This window comes from Actinoplanes sp. NPDC051633, assembly GCF_040681735.1.
Lineage (GTDB): Bacteria > Actinomycetota > Actinomycetes > Mycobacteriales > Micromonosporaceae > Actinoplanes.
On record NZ_JBFAZH010000492.1, the window covers coordinates 1 to 5,504 of the forward strand.

General features: G+C 69.6%; 8 protein-coding genes. 2 read left to right on the plus strand and 6 right to left on the minus strand.

Features of this window, described 5'->3' with window-relative positions; all coding sequences use genetic code 11:
- The 6 genes from AB0M20_RS24720 to AB0M20_RS24745 form a co-directional block, all read right to left on the minus strand.
- Positions 1-161 (minus strand): response regulator (locus tag AB0M20_RS24720; RefSeq protein WP_364301949.1); only part of this gene is annotated, 161 nt, incomplete at its 3' end.
- Positions 158-1,501: a sensor histidine kinase gene (locus AB0M20_RS24725; protein WP_364301937.1), complete on the minus strand. Its 1,344-nt coding sequence runs from the start codon at positions 1,499-1,501 to the stop codon at positions 158-160. The genes AB0M20_RS24720 and AB0M20_RS24725, both read right to left, overlap by 4 nt.
- Complete coding sequence (locus tag AB0M20_RS24730; RefSeq protein WP_364301951.1) at positions 1,498-2,526, minus strand: SpoIIE family protein phosphatase; 1,029 nt, start codon at positions 2,524-2,526, stop codon at positions 1,498-1,500. The genes AB0M20_RS24725 and AB0M20_RS24730 overlap by 4 nt, the downstream gene beginning before the upstream one ends.
- The gene (locus AB0M20_RS24735) at positions 2,523-2,918 is read right to left on the minus strand and encodes an ATP-binding protein (protein ID WP_364301939.1); all 396 of its coding nucleotides are present in this window, start codon (positions 2,916-2,918) and stop codon (positions 2,523-2,525) included. Before AB0M20_RS24735 ends, AB0M20_RS24730 begins: the two co-directional genes overlap by 4 nt.
- On the minus strand, positions 2,915-3,328 hold the full coding sequence (locus AB0M20_RS24740; RefSeq protein ID WP_364301941.1) for an STAS domain-containing protein: 414 nt from the start codon (positions 3,326-3,328) through the stop codon (positions 2,915-2,917). Before AB0M20_RS24740 ends, AB0M20_RS24735 begins: the two co-directional genes overlap by 4 nt.
- Position 3,329: 1 nt before the next feature.
- Positions 3,330-4,178, minus strand: coding sequence for an STAS domain-containing protein (locus AB0M20_RS24745; protein ID WP_364301943.1), 849 nt, complete (start codon positions 4,176-4,178; stop codon positions 3,330-3,332).
- A gap of 144 nt (positions 4,179-4,322) precedes the next feature.
- Between AB0M20_RS24745 and AB0M20_RS24750 the strand changes: the two genes are divergently transcribed.
- Both AB0M20_RS24750 and AB0M20_RS24755 read left to right on the plus strand, forming a co-directional pair.
- A complete protein-coding gene (locus AB0M20_RS24750) occupies positions 4,323-4,691 on the plus strand; it encodes an STAS domain-containing protein (RefSeq protein WP_364301945.1) in 369 nt (122 codons plus the stop codon).
- A gap of 60 nt (positions 4,692-4,751) precedes the next feature.
- On the plus strand, positions 4,752-5,504 hold a 753-nt coding region (locus AB0M20_RS24755), incomplete at its 3' end, for a hypothetical protein (RefSeq protein ID WP_364301947.1).

Sequence of the window (5,504 nt, forward strand, 5' to 3'; positions counted from 1 at the left end):
TCGAGCACCACCAGGTCGACGTCGGAGTCCGGCAGCTTCGCCAGCGCCTCCGTCCCCGTCTCCGCCTCGAGCACCCGGAAGCCGGCCCGGGTCAGCCAGCTCACCAGCAGATATCGCTTGGTGGCGCTGTCGTCGACGACGAGGATCCGCCCAGAGCTCACGGCAACCCCATCGGCAGGCTCACCGTGAAGGTGCTGCCCTTGCCCGGCGCCGACGACACCCGCATCGCACCACCCAGAATCCCGGCGAGCCGGCGGGCGTACGGCAGGCCGAGCCCGGTGCCCGTCCCGCTCAAAGCCCGCAGGCCGGGCACCTGATAGAACTCCTCGAAGATGCGTTCGTGCAGCTCAGGGGGGATGCCGGCGCCGGTGTCGGCGACCTCGAACACGGCGTCGTCGCCGACCCGCGTGACGCTCAGCCGCACCGAGCCCTCGGCGGTGAACTTGATCGCGTTGGTCAGAAGGTTGCGCAGGACCTGCGCCAGCAGCACCTCATCGGTACGCATCACCGCAACCCCCGGCTCCTCGACGACGAAGTCCACCCCAGGCCGCGTGGCCAGCGGGCGCAGCGTTCCCCGCAACTGGCCGAACATGCGCCGCAGGTCCACGTCGACCAGGTCCGGCTCGATCCGGCCGGCCTCCGCCTTGGCGAGGTCGAGCAGGTCGTTCACGAGCGTCAACAGGTCGGTGGCCGAGGACCGGATCAACTCGACCTGCCGGCTCTGGTCGTCGGTGAGCCGGTCGGAGGACTCGTCGGCCAGCAGCCGGCCCAGCCCGATGATCGCCGTCACCGGCGCGCGCAGCTCGTGGCTGACGTTGGCCAGGAAGCGGCTTTTCGCCTCGCTGGCAGCGCGGAGCTGCACCGATTTCTCGTCCAGCTCGGCGTAGAGCGCGACCACGCCGCGGTTGGTCTCCTCCAGCTCCTCGGACAGCTGGTTGTAGAGCGCCATCACGCCGCGGTTCGTCTCCTCCAGCTCGGCGTTCAGCCGGGCGAGGTCGTCACGCTGGGCCCGCACCTCGTTGAGGGCGGCGATGAGCTGCTGATTCTGCACCGCCAGCTCGTCCAGAGGGCTGCCCGGGACGTGGGCGTCGAGGCGGGCTCGGATGTCATCCATACGCTCGGGGGTCAGGGGCGGCGCGCCTGACGGCAGGCGACGAGACATCCGCACGACCGTACCGGTTCCACCGTCACCAACCTCCAACGTGTCGACCAGGCGGCCGACGATCTCGAGCTGCGGAGCGAGCCGGGTCTCTTCGCCGGCCATCGGATGCTCCATCTCTACCTGAAGGGTAGGTACCCGGCCGCGGCCGATGGCGAACGCCACGTCGGCGGACCGCCCATCGGACAGCAGCACCCGGGCCACCTCGCTCAGCGCGGTGGCCACCCGCGTCTGGTCCTGCGCTTCCATCCCGACCTCGCGGGCCACCTCACGACCGAGCTGCCGGACCATGAAGATGTCCTGCTCCGCACGGAGCCGGACGTGGACCAGCAGCTCGTTCACGACTTGACCACCAGCACGCCGGCGTCGTCGCGACGGGTGCCGGCGTCGCGTAACACGGTGGCCGCGATGACCTGCGGCGACCGGGTCAGAAGGCCCGGGTAGTCCTCCGCCCGCCACCGCTCGACCACGCCGTCGGAATGCAAGAGCAACACCGAGCCGGCCGGGAACGGGTACTCGTACTGGCGGATCTGCCGCCGCTGGTGCCCGGCGATGCCGGGCAGCGACACCAGGCCGCGACGACCGTTGTCGCCGCCGAGGATCGCGCCGGAGATGTTGCCCAGTCCGGCATACCGGACGACCTCGGCCGCCTCGTCGATCTCGGCGACCGCGACGGCCGCCCCGCGGGTGTGCCCGAGGGCTCGGTGCAGAGCCTCGACCAGGGCTGCGGGCCCACCCTGCGGGGTGGCGCCGAAGGTGCGCAGCGCCACCTGCGCTGCCGCCGCCGCGAGCGGCCCGTGTCCCAGCCCGTCGACCATCAACATCTGCCGACGCTCGTCCGGGCCGCGGACGGCATAGGCGTCACCGCTGACCGATTCGCCGGCCAACGGCCGGATCAGGCCGGAGGTCCGGGCGGGTGCGGGCGCCGTCGCGGGCCAGACCTGAGCGGCGAGCACGGTTCCCTTGCCGGGTACGGAGTACAGGTCCGACCACGTCGCCTGGCGCAGGATCGCGCCGAGTCCGATGCCCAGGGTGCCCGCCGTCGAGTGACCGTCCCACGCGGCCCGGGCGACGTCGGCCATGCCCGGCCCGCTGTCCACCGCGATGATCTCGACGCCGGCCACGTCGTCGTTGCGGACCGCCCGCACCAGCATCACGCCCTGCTCGGCGTGCTTGACGAGGTTGCCCGCCGCCTCCGCGACCATGATCGACAGGTCGGCGCGGCGCTTCTCGGGCATCGCGAGCGTGATCGCGAGCCGTTCCGCCGCCCGCCGGACGCCAGACGCGGAGCCGGCCTCCTCGACCCGGAACCAGGCGCCGGTGTCCAGCAGTCCGTCGGGCATCGACGAGACCGCGCCGCCGTTCATCGGCACCATTTGGTCACGGTGATGCTCGTACCCTCGCCCACCTTGGTGTCGATCTCGAACTCGTCGACCAGCCGGCGCGCGCCGCTCAGGCCCAGCCCGAGCCCGCCGCCGGTGGTGTAGCCGTCGGTCAGGGCCAGATCCAGGTCGGCGATGCCGGGGCCCTGGTCGGCGAAGACGATCCTGATGCCGGGCCGCCGCCCGCCGTCCACCCGGCTCACCTCGACCGTGCCGCCCCCGCCGTAGACCAAAGTGTTGCGGGCCAGCTCGCTCGCGGCCGTGACCAGCTTGGTCTGGTCGACCAGCGACAGCTTCACCGACACGGCGACGGTGCGGACGAGCTGTCGAACACGGACCACATCCTGGTCGGAACTGACCGTGATGCGCTCCGTCATGGTGCGTGCACCGCGGTGTCGTCGGTCTCCTCGTCCTGGTCGGATGCCGGTTCGTCATAGCGGTCCCGGGCCAGCATGGCCATGCCGAGCTCGACGTTCAGCGCGGTCCGGATGCCGGGCAGCGACAGCCCCAGCTCGACCAGCGTGATCGCCACCGCCGGGCGCATGCCGACCACCACGGTCTCGGCGTCGAGCACCCGCGAGATGGACGCGATCGTGGCCAGCGTGCGGCCGACGAAGGAGTCGACGATGTCCAGCGCGCTGATGTCGATGATCACGCCGTGCGTGCCGGTGCTCACGATCCGGTCCGCCAGGTCCTCCTGCAGTTGCAGGGCGACCTGGTCCTCCATGTCGATCTGGATCGAGACGAGGAGGATGTCACCGATCTTGAGAACCGGGACGCGTTCCACCTCAGCGGGCCTGTCGCTTGGAGTCGGTGACCCGGAGGACGTGCCGCAGCGCGTCGGCCAGCGACGCCTTGGTGGCGATGTCGCCGAACTCGATGCCCAGCGCCACGATGGTCTGGGCGATCTGCGGGCGGATGCCGGAGATGATGCACTCGGCGCCCATCAGCCGGGCGGCCACCACGGTCTTGAGGATGTGCTGGGCGACCTGCGTGTCCACCGCCGGCACGCCGGTGATGTCGATGATCGCGTACGGCGAGCCGGTGTCGACCAGGGTCTGCAGGAGGCGCTCCATGACGACCTGCGCGCGGGCCGAGTCGAGCGTGCCGACCAGCGGGACCGCGACCACGCCCTCCCACAGCTTGACCACCGGCGTGGAGAGCTCGAGCAGCTGCTCGGCCTGGTCGGCGATCAGCTCCTCGCGGGCCCGGACGTAGCTGTCGAAGGTGAAGAGGGCGGCCCGGTCGACGAACTCGGAGAACGCCACGTAGTCACTCAGCGTGGTGGCCCCGACGCTGTCGCGCTGCTTCAGGATCGCGTGCACGGCCCCCTTGAGGGTGAACACGCTGACCGCGGTCTCGGTCGCGGAGAAGCCCTGCCGTGCCCGGGTGCTGGAGAGGTCAGCCAGCAGCGCGCGCAGCTCGGCCGCCGCGTCGCCGTCGAGGTCCTGCGCACCGGCGCCGAATGCCCCGGCGAAACCGCGCTGCAGCTCGGCAACCTGCCGTTCCAGCTCCGCGCGGCTGAGCCGTCCCTGCACAGTGGGCGCGACCGCCTCAGTCCACAGCCGGGCCAAATCGTCGGCGTTCTCCTTGAACAGATCGGCGAAGCGGCCCACCTCATCCGGACTCAGCGCCACCGCGGCCTCCCCTGTTGTGATGTCATACAACGCGCGGACTCTATCATCGGCTCCGGCGATTACTTGCTGTACACCAACTAACGCCCCGTTCTGCGGACCGCCGCTCGTGTGGAGTACCGTCTGCGAATAACTGGAGGTCCCTGAATGTCCCTGACGGTGCAAACAGAACAACGCGGCGACAAGGTCGTGGTCTCGGTGGCGGGCGAGCTGGACATGGCCACCGCGCCGCAGCTCCAGGACCAGATCAGCGACCTGCTGGAGAAGGGTCGCAACCGCCTGGTGTTCGACCTCGCCGAGGTGTCGTTCTGCGACTCGACCGGCCTGTCGGTCTTCGTCCGGGCCAAGAACAGCACGGACGACGCGGGCGGCGTGGTGCGGCTGGCCGCCCCCCAGCGCGGCGTGCTGCGCATCCTCGAGGTGAGCGGCCTGGTCGAGGTCCTGCAGACCTACCAGACGGTCGACGAGGCGGTCAGCGCCCCGGAGCAGGCCACCCAGCCCGACCCGGCCTCCTGACGCGAGGTCGGCACGTCAGCCGACTCCTCCTCCCCGGCGTGATCTGTTACAACGGCACGCATGGCGGACACGACGATCATCGATGACGTCCGGGAACAATTCGGGCCGCGCTTCGTCCCGGCCAGGCTGGAGGCGGAGGCCGAGGCTCGGCAGTTCCTCAATGATCACGTCGGCAGCATGGACGCCGGACAGATCGTGGACCTCGGTAGGTTGTTCAACCGCCATGAGAAAGCCGGCCGCACGCGCCAGGACCGCTTCACGCCGGGCTTCACCGGCGCAATCATGGCGAAGCTCGGCAATGACGCTCAGCGCTTCAATCACGTCGTCGCCGAGCTTTGGCGCAGTCCGATGCCGAACGCGCTCGATCTGCTCGGTCAGATCTACGCTGATCGGTCGATCTTTCCTCACGCTGGATCATCGTTGCCCAGCATGCTGCTCTATCTTCGCGATTCCGAGCGGTTCGGCATCTGCGTCAACGCCACGATGAACGGCCTTCGAGCCTTGACCGGCATCAGGTACCGCGCGCTCAACCGGGAGCACTACGAGCGGTTCTGCACTGACCTCCGCGCCTGGCGGGAAGAAAACGGCGTAGCTCCGCAGGAGGCTGACGCCATATTGACCAACCTCATGCGCGCTGCCCGCGCTGAGACAGACCCTCCGCCGATCACGCGAGCTCTCTCGTTGAGTGCCGAAGAAGTCGCGGCTGCTTGCTATCTCTCGGTCGAGCAGATCGATCAGTGGGTCGAGGCTCTGCACACGGGTATGAAGCAGGCCGTCTTCCACGGGCCGCCGGGCACCGGACAAACCTTCGTC